Genomic DNA, 14,607 nt, shown 5'->3' on the forward strand with positions numbered 1-14,607 from the left:
TTGACCACCACGAACACCGAACCCAAGGCGCACAGCCACGGACTGGGCCAGATCCCGGTCTCGAAGCTGGACACGCACGGTTCCCACGACGTGAACGACTTCCCCGTCCCGAACGGACGCGAGGAGGAGTGGCGCTTCACTCCGATGCGTCGTCTCAAGGGTCTGCAGGACTGGAAGGGCGAGACCGACGGCACCGACGAGACCGTCGTCGACGCGCCCGAGGGCGTCACCGTCGAGCAGGTCGGCCGGGACGATGAGCGCCTGGGCACCGCGGGCCTTCCCGTGGACCGCGTCATCGCGCAGGCCTACAGCGCCTTCGAGCAGGCCACGGTCGTGACCGTGCCGCGCTCGCTGGTGGCCGACAAGGCGATCACGATCGACCGCAAGGCCTTGGGCGGCACCGCCTTCGAGCAGCTCGTCATCGACGTGCAGCCGATGGCCGAGGCCACCGTGATCATCACCAACACCGGTACCGGTGTGCGCGCGGGCAACCTCGACGTGCACGTCGGCGAGGGCGCCAAGCTCGACCTGGTCAGCCTCCAGGACTGGGACGACGACGCGGTCGAGGTCAGCCAGCACAACGCCCGGGTGGCCAAGGACGCGAGCTTCAAGTCGGTCATCGTCACCCTGGGCGGGGACCTGGTCCGTCTGTCGCCGCGCGTGTCCTACACGGGTCGCGGCGGCAACGCCGAGCTCTACGGGCTCTACTTCGCCGGTGACAAGCAGCACCACGAACACCGTTCGCTCATCGACCACAACCTGTCGTACACCCGCTCCAGGGTGGACTACAAGGGCGCGCTCAACGGCTCCGGGGCCCACACCGTCTGGATCGGTGACGTGATCATCGGCGAGGGCACCGAGGGCACCGACTCCTACGAGCACAACCGCAACCTCCAGCTCTCCGACGACACCCGGGTGGACTCCGTCCCGAACCTGGAGATCTTCACCGGTGAGGTCCAGGGCGCGGGCCACGCCAGCGCCAGCGGGCGTCTGGACGACGTGCACCTCTTCTACCTGCGCTCGCGCGGTATCCCGGAGGAGGAGGCTCGTCGCCTGATCATCCGCGGCTACTTCCTGGACATCGTCAACCGCATCGACGACGAGGAACTGCGCGAGCGGGTCATGGAGAAGGTCGAGCGGAAGCTTGCCGCACATGAGTGAGCAGGGCGGTTGGACCAAGGTCGCCGAGCTCGACGAGATCCCCGAGGAGGGGGTCCTGGGGGTCGAGACCGACGACGAGACGCCCATCGCGCTGGTGCGCTCCGAGGGTGAGGTCTTCGCGCTGCGAGACGTGTGCTCGCACGCGGAGGTCCGCCTCTCCGAGGGCGAGGTCGAGGACGGCACCATCGAGTGCTGGCTGCACGGTTCGTGCTTCGACCTGAGTTCGGGGGCGCCGATCAACCCGCCCGCGACCCAGCCGGTCCCCACCTATGACGTGAAGATCGACGGCGACGACGTGCTCGTGTCGCTGGCTGAGAAGAATTCCTGAGGCCTGAAATGACGAAGTTCGAAATCCGCGGTCTGCGCGCCGACGTCCTCATCGGTGAGGACGAGCGTCGCGAGATCCTCAAGGGCGTTGACCTGACCGTCAACTCCGGTGAGACCCACGCCATCATGGGCCCCAACGGCTCCGGCAAGTCCACCCTCGCCTACGCGATCGCCGGTCACCCGCGCTACGAGATCACCGAAGGCGAGGTCCTCCTCGACGGTGAGAGCGTCCTCGACATGGAGGTCGACGAGCGGGCCCGCGCCGGCATGTTCCTGGCCATGCAGTACCCGGTCGAGGTTCCGGGCGTGTCCATGTCCAACTTCCTGCGCAGCTCCGTCACCTCCATGCGCGGCGAGGCTCCCAAGCTCCGTCAGTTCTCCAAGGAACTGCAGGGCGCCATGAAGAACCTGGCCATCGACTCCTCCTTCGCCGCCCGCGGCGTCAACGAGGGTTTCTCCGGTGGTGAGAAGAAGCGGCACGAGATCCTCCAGCTGGAGCTGCTCAAGCCGAAGGTCGCCATCCTGGACGAGACCGACTCCGGCCTGGACGTCGACGCGCTCAAGATCGTCTCCGAGGGCATCAACCGCGCCCAGAACGAGAACGACCTGGGTGTCATGCTCATCACGCACTACACCCGCATCCTGAACTACGTCAAGCCCGACTTCGTGCACGTCTTCGCCGAGGGGCGCATCGCCGAGTCCGGCGGCTCCGAGCTGGCGCAGGTCCTGGAGTCCGAGGGCTACGAGCGTTTCGTGAAGGCGGGCGCGTAGCACATGAGTGAACGCGAGCTGGGACCGCTCGACGTCGCGGCGATCCGGGAGGACTTCCCGATCCTCTCCCGGACCGTCCGTGACGAGCGCCCGTTGGTGTACCTCGACTCCGGGGCTACCTCGCAAAAACCCCGGCAGGTACTGGACGCCGAGCGTGAGTTCTACGAACGCCACAACGCGGCGGTGCACCGGGGAGCGCACCAGCTCGCGGAGGAGGCCACCGACGCCTACGAGTCGGCCCGAGAGACCATCGCGTCGTTCATCGGGGCCGACTCCGACGAGGTGGTGTTCACCAAGAACGCCACCGAGGCGGTCAACCTCGTCGCGTACGCGATGAGCAACGCCGCCACGGCCGAGGACGACCTCCGAAGGTTCCAGGTGGGTCCGGGCGACGAGATCGTCGTCACCGAGATGGAGCACCACGCCAATCTGGTGCCCTGGCAGCAGCTGTGTCAGCGCACCGGTGCGACGCTGCGCTGGTTCTCGGTGACCGACGAGGGTCGTCTGGACCTGTCGGACCTGAACGAGTTGGTCAACGAGCGCACGAAGCTGGTGGCGTTCGCGCACCAGTCCAACGTGGTGGGCACGGTCAACCCCGTCGACACCATCACGGCTCGGGCCCGTGAGGTCGGTGCCCTGGTGTTGCTGGACGCCTGCCAGTCGGTGCCGCACATGCCGGTCGACGTCGCGGCGTTGGACGTGGACTTCCTGGCCTTCTCCGGACACAAGATGCTCGGTCCCAACGGGATCGGTGTGCTCTGGGGGCGCCGGGAGCTCCTCGCCGCCATGCCACCGTTCATCAGCGGTGGTTCGATGATCGGCGTGGTGCACATGACCCACTCCACCTGGGCCGACGCGCCCCAGCGATTCGAGGCCGGTGTGCCGATGGCCCCGCAGGCCGTCGGTCTGGCCGCGGCCTGTGACTACCTGTCGAAGGTGGGCATGGACCGGGTCGCCGCGCACGAGCACGAACTCACCGAGTACGCGCTCAAGCTGGTCGGCGCGATCGAGGGCGTACGGATCGTCGGTCCCACGGAGGCCGTGGACCGGGGCGGCGCGGTGTCGTTCGTGGTGGAGGACATCCACCCGCACGACCTGGGCCAGGTTCTGGACGACCGGGGGGTCGAGGTGCGGGTGGGTCACCACTGCGCCTGGCCGCTGCACCGCAAGCTCGGTATCGTCGCGACCACGCGCGCGTCCTTCTACCTCTACAACACGTTGGAGGACGTGGAAGCGCTCGCGGAGGCCATCCGGGCCGCCCAGAGGTTCTTCGGAACCCGGGCCTAGCAACGAGGATTCTGCCTGACCATGCAGCTGGACGCGATGTACCAGGAGATCATCCTGGACCACTACCGGAACCCGCACCACAAAGGGCTGCGGGATCCGCACGACGCCGAGGCGCATCACATCAACCCCACCTGTGGGGACGAGGTGACGCTCCGTGTGGCGTTGACCCCTGCCTCCGAAGGTGCGGGACTGGACGATGAGGCGACGGTCAGCGACGTCTCCTATGAGGGAATGGGCTGTTCGATCAGCCAGGCCAGCACCTCGGTGCTGACCGATCTCCTCATCGGGAAGTCGGTGGCCGAGGGGATGCGTACCCTGGAAGCCTTCACGGAGTTGATGCAGTCCAAGGGCAAGGGTGAACCCGACGAGGACGTGCTGGAGGACGCCGTGGCGTTCGTCGGCGTGTCCAAGTACCCGGCCCGGATCAAGTGCGCCCTGCTGGGGTGGATGGCCTGGAAGGACGCGGTGTCGCAGTCCTTCGAGAAGGAAGGCGCCTGAATGAGCGAGAACGACAGCACGACGACCGAGACCGCCGAGAAGGCCGAGGCCGCTCCGCTCACTCCTGAGCAGGAGGAGCTGGCCGAGGAGATCGGTGAGGCCCTCAAGGACGTGATCGACCCCGAGCTCGGGGTGAACATCGTCGACCTGGGGCTGTTGTACGGGGTGAACGCCGACGACAAGTCGATCACCCTGGACATGACCCTGACCAGCGCTGCCTGCCCGTTGACCGACGTCATCGAGGATCAGACCAACAGCGCCCTGGACGAGTTCGAGCGTGACGTCAAGATCAATTGGGTCTGGATGCCGCCGTGGGGTCCGGACAAGATCACCGACGATGGCCGGGATCAGCTGCGCATGCTGGGATTCAACGTCTGACCTGAGCGGACGTGCGAGCGGGCCGGGACCCTTCGGGGACCCGGCCCGTCGTCGTGCGCGTGAGGGGCCGCCCGGGGGTCGATGCGTTCAGCAGTGGTGGAGGGGAAGACGGGCCAGTTCCTGGACCTGGTGGGCGACCTCGTGCGCGGTGCGCGCCGGGCGACGGAAGGGGATGCGCACGTCGTGGTCGCCCCCGGGGCTCTCCAGGCGCAGGCGCAGGCCGTAGCGGTCCACGCCCAGGGGACGAGGGCGGCCGTCGGGCAGCGGTACGGGGCAGTGCTGGACGACCGCTTCGAGCAGGTCGCCGTGGTCCTGCTCCAGGTGGCGGAGCCATGGTCCCTCCCAGCGGTCGAAGGGGGCGGGGCTCAGGGAGGTGAACTCCGCCGGCTCCAGCAGGTGACAGCCATCGTGGTCGGAGTACACCACCAGGTGGGGCCGCAGGACGATCATGGTGCGCCCGTGGCCCAGGTCGAGGAGGCGTTCGTCGGGTTCCCCCTCCAGCACGGCCAGGGCGCGGTCGCGGGCCTCCGCGGCGGGGGGCAGGCTCAGATCGCCGTTGATCCACAGCAGGGAACGGGTCCGGTCGCGCAGGTCGACGGGGGCGGTGTCGGTGAACTCGATGGTGGCTTCGAGTCCGTCGGCGTCGATCTCGTTCAATACCCGGTGTTGGTCCGGCACGAGCAGGGTGATCTCCCCATCGGCGCCGGTGTGGCAGGCGGGGCCGGTCAGGTGCAGGGAGACGTCGGAGGTCGTGACGGTGGCGGGGTTGGGGCGCGCCAGGACCGAACGGGCGCTTTCGGCGGGGGTCGGCGCCAGGGTGTGCGTGAACACCAGGATCACCTCAGCTCTCTTAGGTAAGGCTAACCTATATCCCTTCGGGGTGTCCTGTCACGTCGGGGACGGTGAAAAAGAGGTGCGAAGACGCCGCACACGACGAAGGCCCACGGCCGGAAGGGGTCCGGTCCGTGGGCCTCGTGCGGTCGACGGGGGGTGTCAGTGCGTGGCGAACATGCCCGAACGCAGCTCCCCGGCGATGTCCTCGTCACCGCGCAGGGACAGCACGTCCAACAGGGCCTGCGGGGCGGCCAGCGACTCATCGCCGCTGTCGGTGATCCTGCGGGAGAGGATCTTGAGCGCCTCGTCCGTGGCGGCCGGTGCGGTGTAGCCGATCAGGTGCAGGGCCCGAGCATAGGGGGAGTGACCGCTCAGGTCGCTCACCGGGAGCTTGCGCGCGTCCAACCTGTCACCGGAGACCGTGATGAAGATGCGGTCGCCGGGCTGGGCGGCCTGCCTACGGAGCAACGGACGCAACGAGTCGAAGGCAGGCTGATCGCGCCAGACCAGAACCAGCAGGTCCGCTCCGGGCGCGGTCAGACACAACAGACGACCGGGTTGCAGCCCCAGGTGCGTGGCGTACCCGGCGGGCACGGCCACCGGTGCGCCGTTGAGATGGTCAGCGGTGACGTCGATGCGGTGCCACCAACGCCCGTCCGGGGCACGGAAGCAGCGGGCCGACATCGCGGGTTCGCTCGCGCCATGACGGATCGGCGCCGGGGGCGCCATCGGAGACCGAGGCTGCTGTCCGAGGTGCGGTGCCATCGGTGCGGGTGGTGGCGCCACCTGTGGGAACGTACCCGAGTCGGGTCTGTACCCGTGGGCCGGTGTGGGGGCCTCCATGGGGGAGTCCGGGGCGGTCTCCAAGCGGCGCCGGATCGGCAGGCCGTTCTCGGTGGTGCCCGAACCCTCGGGGGAGTGACCGCCGCTCGGAGCCTCCATGGGCACGGAGGTGTCCACCAGGACCCGGCCCTCGCGCAGGTTCACGCCCGGGGTGCTCAGCAACCACGCGCGCAGTTCCTGCTGGCGGATACCGATTCGACCCAGCCGGATGCCGGCCTCGGTCAGGTCGGGTGCGTCATCGAGCATCTCTCGGGTCTGCCGGCGCAGCCGGTTGGGATCGTCGGCGATGAGCCAGCCGCTGTGCATGCGGCGGTCGGTGAACAGGGTGATGATCACCCGCCACAGCGGAGTGTGCAGGGTGGGCACGTCCACCGGGTGGTCCGGGTGCGCGTTGATGAGTCGGTCGATGGTGGTCGCCGAACCCAACTGCTCGGACAGCTCGCGCAGGTGTTTGGTGATGGTGGCGCCCTCGGGGGAGGAGAGCCACTGCAACAGCCGCTCCTCCACCTTGCGCTGGGCGCCGCGGATCTCGGTGACGTCCACCGCGATCTGCTCGGAGAGCACCCGGATGCTGATGGGGTCGGTGGCGAAGAGCCGTTCGGCGGCCACCGTCCGCTCCAGGTCGGGCCAGGAGCGGAACATCTCCTCGACCGCGTCCACCAGGGGGTGCTGCCCCAGCGCGGGGGCCGGACGTTCCTCGGGCTGTTCGGGGCGCAGCTTGGGACGGCTGAAGCTGGGACGACGCAGGGTACGGCCCGGACCCAGCAGGGAACTGCGGAACTGCGAACGAAGATCGCCCACATCGTCCTGCGACTCGGGGTGTTCAGGGGCGTCCTCGGCGGCGTCACCGGGGATCATCGCGGCCGAACTCACCATGCCGCCCAGCGGAGTCGGCGAGGGCGGCGGGGCGGAGCTCGGGGTGGGCGCCATTCCCGCGGGGACGTCGTCGGTGTCCGGCCTGCCCTCCTCGCGCTGGGCGCGTAGGGCCCGCAGGGTGCGGATGGCCCGCGTGGCCGGGGACTGGGGCGGTGCCGGGTCGGGCCCGTTCACCGAGGAGCCGGGGGCGTCGTGCGCGCCGGTGGCCGCGTCGAGGTAGTCGAGCGCGTTGCGCACGTGATCGGGCGCGGACTCGGGAAGCCAGTGCGTGATGGTGCGCACGGCCTCCAGCATCAGCGCCGGGGAGGGCGTGGGCCCGCCGGGAAGCTCGCAGCACGGCTGTAGGGCACGCCAGGCGACGGTGCTGACGATGTCGAGGACACCGCACTGGGTCGGTTCCCACTCGAGGATCTCGCGAGGGGTGGCCGAGACGAGTTTGTCCCAGTTGCCGGCGGTGGTCGTGACAGCTCCGCGTACGGGTTCGGAGAGTTCGGCGCAGTCCACCGCCTGGCCGCGCAGGCTGGGCAGGAATTCCAACAGGGGTACGTGGTCCCACTGCTCGACCGCGAGCCGGGCCAGGCCTTGGGCCAACCAGGGCGGGCCGGCGATGTCCAGAACGCGGGTGATGGGCAGGGAGTGCCACCAACCGTCGATCAGCCGGTCGTGTCTGAGCAGGGATGCCACGTCCGGAGACCTCGACCAGCGCAGGGCGGGTGCGAGGTCGACGAGGCAGATCGGAGAGACGGCGTTCATCCGCTGGGGACCTCGACCTCCTGGTGTCTGCTCGTGAATTGAGGAGGAACCGCACGGGCCTTCGGTTCGATGCACCACAGTACGCGCCTCGGACCATCAGAGGGACAGGCCCTTGAGAACGCTCCGGCCCTGCCATGAGAGGAAACGGTGGACCGAGGGGCGGGGGTGCCGGGAGTACTTGACGCGATCGTACGTGGCCGGAGGGCACAAGGGTAGCCCCGATCCGTTTCATCGGTCTCCGGCGCGGTTTCGCCACGGTGTGTGATCGCTGTGGCGCCGAAGTTCCATGACGAAACCGTGACAGGGAGTGTGAGTTACCTCATATATGGTGTGTGGCTCTTCTCCGGCGTATCGGACGTTGTTCCGAGAGCAGTGGCCGACGGATGGCCGGACCGTTCGTACGTGAACGGTGTACCGAGGTGCCCTGGACACGGGGTGTGCCGGCAGGTATCGGCCAAACCGAAGCCCACACGTGAATGTCGGACACGGGTATGCTGGATGGGCACTGTTCTCGCCCGAAGCGCCCACTTCGGCCGGGTGGCCGCAACCGCCCCCGGGGCCACGGTGCTTGGACGACACGGGCCGGCGGCACACCGCGCCCCACCAAGACTTCCGTTTCCGCGCACCCCGGTGCTCGGCAGGCGTGGAACGGTCGATCCGGATGATTGGTTGACGTGACAGACCTTGAGATGAATCCCCCTGCCACCGATGCCACGGACAGACCGGAACTCATCCGGTCCTACGTGGCCATCGGTGACAGCATCACCGAGGGGATGGAAGACGACAGTGGGCCGGGCGGTACCTACCGGGGTTTCGCGGACCGCCTCGCCGAACACCTGGGCACTCTGTCCCCGGACTTCCGGTACGCCAACCTCGGTGTTCGTGGTCGACGGATGCAGCACATCTTCGGTGAACAACTCGACCGAGCGCTGGAGTGGAAGCCCGACCTGGTCACCGTGCTGGCGGGCGGCAACGACGTGCTGCGGCCCGGTCACGACCCGGACGAACTCGCCGAACACTTCGAGTGGGGGGTACGTCGGCTGCGCGACGAGGGCATCCGCGTGGTGATCCTGGCCGGCCACGACACCGGGTGGATCCCGGTCCTGCGCCTGTACCGCGGACGCATCGCGGTGTTCAGCATGCACATGCGCGCGGTCGCCGAACGTACCGGTACCGAGATCATCGACCTGTGGGCGCTCAACGCCCTCAACGACTCTCGTGCCTGGAGCGACGACCGGCTGCACCCCAACGGCGCCGGTCACCAGATCGTCGCGGCCCGCGTGGCCGACCTGCTCGGGTTCCCGATGGGCCCGCCCGAGTCCTGGACGGACCCGTGGTCCACCCCGCCCCAGCAGCTCCCGCGGATCCTGCGACGCCGGGAGGGTCGTCGCTGGGCGCGTCAGTACCTCGTACCGTGGCTGCGTCGCCGCGCCATGGGTCGCTCCTCCGGAGACGGACGGATGGCCCGCCGGCCCGAACTGGAATACCTGCACGACGAGGAGACCCGAGAGCGGCTGCGCCGACAGCTGCGCGAGGCCGGCGCCGACACCCACTACAACGGCTACCCGGCCGGTGACTCGCTGCCCACCAGCAGCCCGTCGGGGACCAAAGGACCCGAGCCCTCCAGGTGAGCGTCCCTCGCCTCGGCCACCCCGTACGCGTTCGGCGGGGTGGCCGTCGCGTTCTCCGGGTCGGGGTTCACCGTCGGGACAGGGACTGGATCAGGTCGCTGACGCGTACCACTCCCAGGCACTGGCCGTAGGGATTGGTCACGATGAGGTCGTCGTAGACCCGTTCGCGGTCCTGACCCGCCACACGCAACGCCTCGATCGCCGACATCCACGCCGGTACCGTTCGCGGTGACTCCGCCAGGCGCAGGGCCGGGCGTTTGGCGTGCAGCGCGTGCCCATAGCGTCCGGTCACCGACAGCAGGAACCGGGTCCGGTCGATCACCCCGGTGGGCCGCTCCCGGTGATCGATCAGGACCACGCTGTTGAGGGCGGCGTCGGCGGTGAACGCCTCCAGCACGTGCTCGCCGGTCGACTCGGAGTCGAAGTCCAGCGGCGGCACCATGAACTCGGTGACCCGGGGCCCGGCGTCGGTGTCGCCCAGGGTGGTGGCCGCGGGTTCGGGTACGGGCGTCACCTTCTCGCCCGGACGCCAACCGGGGTCGGTGAAGAACGTTCCACTGCCCAGGCGCACCCCGCACTCACGCAGGCGCATGATCTCCTCGGCCCGGGTCACCCCCGCGCCGAGCGCGTACACGCCGCTGCTGCGACCGATCCGGGACAGACCCTCGACGATGCCGCTGTGGCGCTGGTCGGAGTCGATCCCCGCCACCAGCTTCGGATCCAACCGGATGAGGAAGGGGAGTGCCTCCAACACCATGTCCGGTCGGGCCATCCCGGTACCGAAACCGCACCGGAACCCCACCGAACGCAACCCCGAGACCCCGGCCATCACGATGTCCCTGGGCAGGTCCACCAGGTCGGGGGTGAGCATGAGGGTGACGTCGCGCGGACGTCGACCCGCCCGCCGCAACGCGCTCTCGGCCATCGCGGGAAGACCCCCGCCATCGGCCAACGCCACCGACGGCAGCGGAAGCACCAACGGCAGTAGGCTCTCGGTTCCACCCACGGAGCGCACCAGCGCCGACAGCCACTCGGCGACGAGCGCGGCCTCGCGGCCGGACCCGTTCGGGCGACCCAGACCCTCCGGTACCGGGGCGACGACCTCCACGGCCACCACCGCGCCGGAGTCCAGGTCCACTATGGGGCGGAAGGTCGGTCCCCGGCGCTTCTTCGACACCGGCTCGGGCGCACCGGGGGCCGGGAGTATGTGTTGGGAGTGCAGGGTGGACACACCACCATGGTGGCCCGCGGAGAGGGCGGACCTGAAGCCCTGTGCCCACCTGTTCAGCCGTTCTTGAGCCGGACGGTGCCGGTTGTTCACACTCGGTCGGCAAAGGTTCGCGAACACGACTGTGGGCGCCACCGAGAGTGACGCCCACAGTATGGATGGAACGGTCGCCCGCCCGCGCGGATCAGGCGCGGCGGAAGGCCACCGCGATGTTGTGCCCGCCGAACCCGAAGGACTCGTTGATGGCGGCCACGTCACCGGTCGGCATGTCCCGCGGCTTGTCGCGGACGATGTCCACGGCCACGTCGGGGTCCAGCTCGGTGATGTTGATGGTCGGGGGGATCCGACCCTCGTGCAACGCCAGGATCGTGGCGATCGACTCCACCGCGCCGGCGCCGCCCAGCAAGTGACCGGTCATGGACTTGGTGGAGGTGACCGCGACCTGGTCGGCGGCGGAGTCGCCCAGGGCCGCGCGGATCGCCCGGGTCTCACCGACGTCACCGGCCGGGGTGGACGTGGCGTGCGCGTTGACGTGCACGATGTCGCTCGGCTTCAGGTCGGCGTCGGTCAGCGCCTGTGTGATGGCGCGGGCCTGCCCGGCGCCCTCAGGGTCGGGCATGACGATGTCGTGGGCGTCGTCGGTGTAGCCCACACCGGAGGCGTGCGCGTACACCTTCGCGCCGCGCTTGGCGGCGTGCTCCGCGGACTCCAGTACGAGGATGCCTGCGCCCTCGCCCATGACGAAGCCGTCTCGCTGGGCGTCCCAGGGGCGGGAGGCGCCCTGCGGGTCCTCGTTGCGGGTGGACAGTGCGCGCATGGAGGCGAAGGAGGCGATGTTCAGCGGGTGGATGGCCGCTTCGGTCCCGCCCGCGATGACGATGTCGGCCCGCCCGGCACGGATCATGTCGACCGCGTTGGCGATGGCCTCGGCGCTGGAGGCGCAGGCACTGACCGGGGCGTGGGCTCCGGCGCGCGCGGTGAACTCCAGGGCGACGGCGGCCGCGGGGCTGTTGGGCATGAGCATGGGCACGGTGAACGGGGAGACCCGCTTCCAGCCCTTCTCACGGAAGGTGTCGTACTGCTCCAGGATGGTGAGGATGCCGCCGATCCCGCTGGAGACGACCACACCCAGACGCAGGGGGTCGACCTCGGGCGCGCCGGCGTGGTCCCAGGCCTCCTGGGCGGCGATGAGCGCGAACTGCTGGGTGCGGTCCAGACGCCGCAGCCGGGGCCGCGGCAGCTTCTCGGAGGGCTCCTGCGCGATCTGCCCGGCGAAGTGCACCGGGAGCTTGTCGTGCCACTCCTCCGGCAGGGTGCTGATGCCGGAGAGGCCATCGAGGAGCGCGGACCATGTGGTCGCTACGTCACCCCCCAGGGGGGTGGTGGCGCCGAGGCCGGTGACGACGACATCGGTCTTAGGCATGATCCGATCGCCCTTCTCGTGGGTCGTTCCCGGCCGGGGCCGAGAGGCGTTGCGGATGAGGTCTGGTCTGCCCCCGGATGAGGGCGGGGCCGCCGGGACGGGGTGTGCGCCGGCGGCCCGATGAGGCTACTTCTGGATGAAGTTCACGACGTCCTGGACCGTCTTGAGGTCCTTGAGCTGGTCGTCGGGGATCTCCACGCCGAACTTGTCCTGGGCGGCGACGGCGATCTCCACCATGGACAGCGAGTCGATGTCCAGGTCGTCCACGAAGTTCTTCTCGGGCGTGACCTCGGAGGGCTCGGTGCCGACGATCTCCTCGATGATCTCGCCGAGGCCGGCCAGGATCTCCTGCTCGCTGAGAGCCATGTCTTGTTTCTCCTTGTTCGACGTTCGATGTCGGGGAACGGCCCCGCGTGCGCAGAGGTGGATCCGTTCCTCAGGGGATACGGATCACCTGAGCGGCGTAGACCAGACCCGCTCCGAAACCGAGGGTGAGCACGATGCTCCCCGACGGCAGTTCCCCCCTGCCGACCATGCGCGAGAGCGCGAGTGGGATCGACGCGGAGGAGGTGTTGCCGGCGGTGACGATATCGCGTGCCACGCGTGCCTGGGGAGCTCCCAGTTTGCGTGCGATCGACTCGACGATCCGCAGGTTGGCCTGATGGGGGACGAAGGCGGTCAGTTCGGAGGGCTCCACGCCCGCCCGCTCCAACGCCTCCAGGGCGACCTTGTACAACTCGGTGGTGGTCCACCGGAAGACGGCCTGCCCCTCCTGGTAGAGGTACTTGCCCTCACGCAGGAAGATCGTTTCGGCGCGCTCGCCGGAGGAACCCCACACCACGGGGCCGATGCCGTGCTCCTCGGAGGCCGAGACCACCGCGGCGCCGGCGCCGTCGGCGAAGATCACACAGGTGGAACGATCGTCCCAGTCCACCCAGTCGCTGAGCTTCTCGGAGCCGATCACCAGCACGTTGCGGGAGCTGCCGGCCCGGACGCTGTCCGAGGCCAACCCGATCGCGTAGCAAAAGCCCGCGCAGGCGGCGTTGACGTCGAACGCGCCCGGAGCGACGATGCCGAGCCGGGCGGCGACGCTCGCCGCGGTGTTGGGGATCTGGTCCTGCACGGTGCAGGTCGCCACGATCACCAGGTCGATGTCCTCGGGGGACAGGCCGCTGGAGGCCAAGGCCTTGCCACCGGCGGCCACGGCCATGCTCAGGACGGTGTCCTCGGGGCCGGCGACCCGTCGCTCCTGGATCCCCACCCGGCTCTGGATCCACTCGTCGCTGGTCTCGACGCGTTCGGCCAGGTCGGCGTTGGTGACCACGTTGGAGGGCTGGAACTCGCCGAAGGAGCGGATCGCGGCGCCACCGGGCGTGCTCGGGACGTTGAACATGATCAGCCTTCCTGCCGGGAGTCCGCGGAAACGCCCGCGTGCTCCTTGATGAGGGTGCCGGCGCGTTCGAGGTCGTCGGGGGTCTTCACCGCGAGGAGCTCGATACCGCGCAGGCCACGCTTGGCCAGCCCGGTGAGGGTGCCGGCGGGGGTGAGCTCGATGAGGGCGGTCACGCCGAGATCGGCGAGGGTCTGCGTGCAGGCGTCCCAACGGACCGGGGAGGAGATCTGTGAGACCAGACGGTCCAGGTACTCCGCGCCGCTCTCGACCACGGCGCCGTCGGCGTTGGAGAGCAGACGCACGGTGGGGTCGGACGGACTCGTCCTGGCGGCGGCCTCACGGACCCGTTCCACGGCCGGGGCCATGTGCTCGGTGTGGAAGGCCCCCGCGACCGACAGTGCACGCGTGCGGGCGCGGTGGGGCGGGTTCTGCGCGAAGGAGGCCAACTGCTCGGTGGTGCCCGCGGCCACGATCTGCCCGGAACCGTTGTCGTTGGCGGGGGTCAGCCCCGCGGCCTCGATCGCGGCCAGGACGTCCTCGCGTACACCGCCCAGGACCGCGGTCATGCCGGTCTCGGTGCGGGCGGCGGCGTCGGCCATGCCACGACCGCGTTCGGCCACCAGCGCCAACGCCTCCTTGGGGGAGAGCACGCCGGTGATCGCGGCGGCGGTGAACTCGCCGACGCTGTGACCGGCGACGGCGTCCACATAGGACGGGTCGGCGGGCAGCGGCGCCTCGGGCGTCGACAACTGTCCGAGCATGGCGTTGGCGGTGGCCAGTCCCGCGGCGACCAGGAGCGGCTGGGCCACGGCGGTGTCACGGATCTCGTCCGCGTCCGCGGTGGTGCCGTAGTGCACGAGGTCGAGCCCGGCCACCTCCGACCACGAGGCGAACGTCTCGGCCATGCCGGGAAGTTCGAGCCACGGGGAGAGGAAACCGGGGACCTGGGCGCCTTGGCCGGGAGCAACGATTACAAGCACGACATCAACCTTGCCCTGTAGGAGATCGCCAGTTGGATGGGGAGGGACACGAAGTTCGATCGAACTCGTTTGTAGGGGATCCACAAAACCGGTTCGGGGCCGTCCGCGAGAACCCGGAACCGGTGGAAGAGGTCACTGTTTCCGACCGTACGCGCACCCTCCGAGTGCCGCGCCGACCGACTCCCGCCCAGGGGGTGACCGCCGACACGGTGGTGAGGCCGCGA

The 14,607-nt window shown here is 69.2% G+C and carries 14 protein-coding genes; 7 read left to right on the top strand and 7 right to left on the bottom strand.

Features of this window, described 5'->3' with window-relative positions:
• From sufD to NLI01S_RS16610, 6 genes are read left to right on the top strand one after another with little or no spacing between them, the layout of a single operon-like run.
• Window positions 1–1,161: a Fe-S cluster assembly protein SufD gene (gene sufD, locus NLI01S_RS16585; RefSeq protein ID WP_067605437.1), complete on the top strand. Its 1,161-nt coding sequence runs from the start codon at window positions 1–3 to the stop codon at window positions 1,159–1,161.
• Window positions 1,154–1,489, top strand: a complete 336-nt coding sequence (locus NLI01S_RS16590) for a non-heme iron oxygenase ferredoxin subunit (protein WP_067605440.1) — start codon at window positions 1,154–1,156, stop codon at window positions 1,487–1,489. The genes sufD and NLI01S_RS16590 overlap by 8 nt, the downstream gene beginning before the upstream one ends.
• Window positions 1,490–1,497: 8 nt before the next feature.
• A complete protein-coding gene (gene sufC, locus NLI01S_RS16595; protein WP_067605444.1) occupies window positions 1,498–2,259 on the top strand; it encodes a Fe-S cluster assembly ATPase SufC in 762 nt (253 codons plus the stop codon).
• Between the two features lie 3 nt (window positions 2,260–2,262).
• The gene (locus NLI01S_RS16600; protein ID WP_067605446.1) at window positions 2,263–3,546 is read left to right on the top strand and encodes a cysteine desulfurase; all 1,284 of its coding nucleotides are present in this window, start codon (window positions 2,263–2,265) and stop codon (window positions 3,544–3,546) included.
• Between the two features lie 21 nt (window positions 3,547–3,567).
• A complete protein-coding gene (gene sufU, locus NLI01S_RS16605; RefSeq protein ID WP_067605448.1) occupies window positions 3,568–4,044 on the top strand; it encodes a Fe-S cluster assembly sulfur transfer protein SufU in 477 nt (158 codons plus the stop codon).
• Window positions 4,045–4,422, top strand: coding sequence for a metal-sulfur cluster assembly factor (locus NLI01S_RS16610; protein WP_067605450.1), 378 nt, complete (start codon window positions 4,045–4,047; stop codon window positions 4,420–4,422).
• An 87-nt stretch (window positions 4,423–4,509) separates the two neighbouring features.
• On the opposite strand, the gene NLI01S_RS16615 is transcribed toward NLI01S_RS16610, so the two are convergent.
• Both NLI01S_RS16615 and NLI01S_RS16620 read right to left on the bottom strand, forming a co-directional pair.
• Window positions 4,510–5,253 carry a DUF2470 domain-containing protein gene (locus NLI01S_RS16615; protein WP_371850616.1) on the bottom strand — a complete coding sequence of 248 codons (744 nt, stop codon included), beginning with the start codon at window positions 5,251–5,253 and terminating at the stop codon, window positions 4,510–4,512.
• Between the two features lie 162 nt (window positions 5,254–5,415).
• A complete protein-coding gene (locus NLI01S_RS16620; RefSeq protein ID WP_067605453.1) occupies window positions 5,416–7,728 on the bottom strand; it encodes a hypothetical protein in 2,313 nt (770 codons plus the stop codon).
• Between the two features lie 689 nt (window positions 7,729–8,417).
• Here NLI01S_RS16620 and NLI01S_RS16625 point away from each other — a divergent pair.
• The gene (locus tag NLI01S_RS16625; RefSeq protein WP_190318492.1) at window positions 8,418–9,359 is read left to right on the top strand and encodes an SGNH/GDSL hydrolase family protein; all 942 of its coding nucleotides are present in this window, start codon (window positions 8,418–8,420) and stop codon (window positions 9,357–9,359) included.
• 67 nt (window positions 9,360–9,426) lie between these two features.
• Here NLI01S_RS16625 and NLI01S_RS16630 read toward each other — a convergent pair whose 3' ends face one another.
• The 5 genes from NLI01S_RS16630 to NLI01S_RS16650 form a co-directional block, all read right to left on the bottom strand.
• Complete coding sequence (locus tag NLI01S_RS16630) at window positions 9,427–10,590, bottom strand: EAL domain-containing protein (protein ID WP_067605455.1); 1,164 nt, start codon at window positions 10,588–10,590, stop codon at window positions 9,427–9,429.
• A gap of 181 nt (window positions 10,591–10,771) precedes the next feature.
• On the bottom strand, window positions 10,772–12,010 hold the full coding sequence (gene fabF / locus NLI01S_RS16635; protein ID WP_067605457.1) for a beta-ketoacyl-ACP synthase II: 1,239 nt from the start codon (window positions 12,008–12,010) through the stop codon (window positions 10,772–10,774).
• Window positions 12,011–12,136: 126 nt separating this feature from the next.
• Window positions 12,137–12,376, bottom strand: coding sequence for an acyl carrier protein (locus tag NLI01S_RS16640; protein ID WP_067605459.1), 240 nt, complete (start codon window positions 12,374–12,376; stop codon window positions 12,137–12,139).
• Between the two features lie 70 nt (window positions 12,377–12,446).
• Window positions 12,447–13,403 carry a beta-ketoacyl-ACP synthase III gene (locus tag NLI01S_RS16645; RefSeq protein WP_067605468.1) on the bottom strand — a complete coding sequence of 319 codons (957 nt, stop codon included), beginning with the start codon at window positions 13,401–13,403 and terminating at the stop codon, window positions 12,447–12,449.
• Window positions 13,404–13,405: 2 nt separating this feature from the next.
• Window positions 13,406–14,308 (bottom strand): ACP S-malonyltransferase, encoded by a 903-nt coding sequence (locus NLI01S_RS16650; RefSeq protein ID WP_067605473.1) that lies wholly within the window; start codon window positions 14,306–14,308, stop codon window positions 13,406–13,408.
• Window positions 14,309–14,607: the final 299 nt, after the last annotated feature.

This window comes from Nocardiopsis listeri NBRC 13360 (assembly GCF_001570765.1).
In the GTDB taxonomy this organism is placed as follows: Bacteria; Actinomycetota; Actinomycetes; order Streptosporangiales; family Streptosporangiaceae; genus Nocardiopsis; species Nocardiopsis listeri.